General features: G+C 34.3%; 2 protein-coding genes. One reads left to right on the forward strand and one right to left on the reverse strand.

The window, feature by feature from the left end:
* The coding region (locus VJ786_RS16555) for a nucleotidyltransferase-like protein (RefSeq protein ID WP_336558063.1) at window positions 1-682 on the forward strand (682 nt) is incomplete at its 5' end.
* Between the two features lie 6 nt (window positions 683-688).
* Here VJ786_RS16555 and VJ786_RS16560 read toward each other — a convergent pair.
* Window positions 689-1232, reverse strand: a 544-nt coding sequence (locus VJ786_RS16560) for a Cap15 family cyclic dinucleotide receptor domain-containing protein (RefSeq protein ID WP_336558064.1), incomplete at its 5' end; no start/stop codon positions are given.

Raw genomic sequence — 1232 nt, forward strand, 5'->3', positions numbered from 1 at the left:
AGCTGTCGTTTTAAAAGATACTTTTTACGCTGATTATCCAAAAGAAAAAAGTAAAAGTGATTTTGGAAATATGTCTAGTTCTTATAAATTTAGTGACTACCGAGATGCAATCGAAAGGGCCTTACATGCAAAATTTGGTTCAGAAAATGTTAATAGGGGAAATAAAGCATTTGATTTGCATTCGAATTCGTATAGAGTGGATGCAGATGTAGTTCCTTGTTTAGAGCATAGAAGGTATCGTGAAGACGGAACGTTCATCACGGGGACAGCTTTTGACGCTCGTTATACTAATGAGCGTGTTAACAACTATCCCGTGCAACATTATGAAAACGGAATACGGAAAAATAATATAACAAATCGTCGATACAAAAGAGTAGTCCGTATTCTAAAAAGGCTTAGATATAAAATGAAAGAAGATGGTTATGAACATGAAACAATCTCTTCATTTCTAATAGAATGTTTGGTATGGAATGTGCCTAATAATTACTTTGGTCATGTTAAATTATCCGATGATGTGGAAGGGTCCTTGGAATATTTAATTTATAACACAAGTAATCGTGATTTATGTGGGGAATGGGGGGAAGTGTCGGAACTTTTATATCTTTTTCATTCTGGTAGAAAATACACCCTCAATCAGGTTCATGATTTTTTAAAACATGCAAAAGCATATCTATTTAATTAACCTCCCTTATATAGGGAGGTTTTTTTTTGATTTTCTAGTAAAATACATAGATCCTGTTGTTTCACGCCCGGTCCAATAATGTCCCTCTAAAACAACAGTACCGTCATGTTTAATTCTTAGACGTGTTGCACCATCATGCTTCGGGTTGACTTCACGGTCTTTATCAGCATCATTGCCATATAAATAGCATAAGAATTTCTGCTTACCTTCATCTTCAATGACCCCACTTACGTAACTACTACTATATGATTGATTCGTTTCCATTTTAATATGTATACTATCAAATTCATGACGTATCTCAATACGTGCTGGTATTGGTGGTAGTTTAGCGTCTGTTCCAGGAGGCTTATAATTTGATTCAAGAGTTCCTTCCCAACACCCACCTAGAAATGGAATATTAGTTAGCTTACAGGTATAGAACAAATCCGGACATAACTTCCAAAGTATTGTTTTAACAATAAATTTATCTAAAATAATAGTTACACCTGCAGCAGAAGAAGCAGTTAACAGAATAGATGAATCGAATTTACCACTATTAATATAAAAGATA

Source organism: Sphingobacterium tenebrionis, from assembly GCF_037126265.1.
GTDB lineage: Bacteria > Bacteroidota > Bacteroidia > Sphingobacteriales > Sphingobacteriaceae > Sphingobacterium > Sphingobacterium tenebrionis.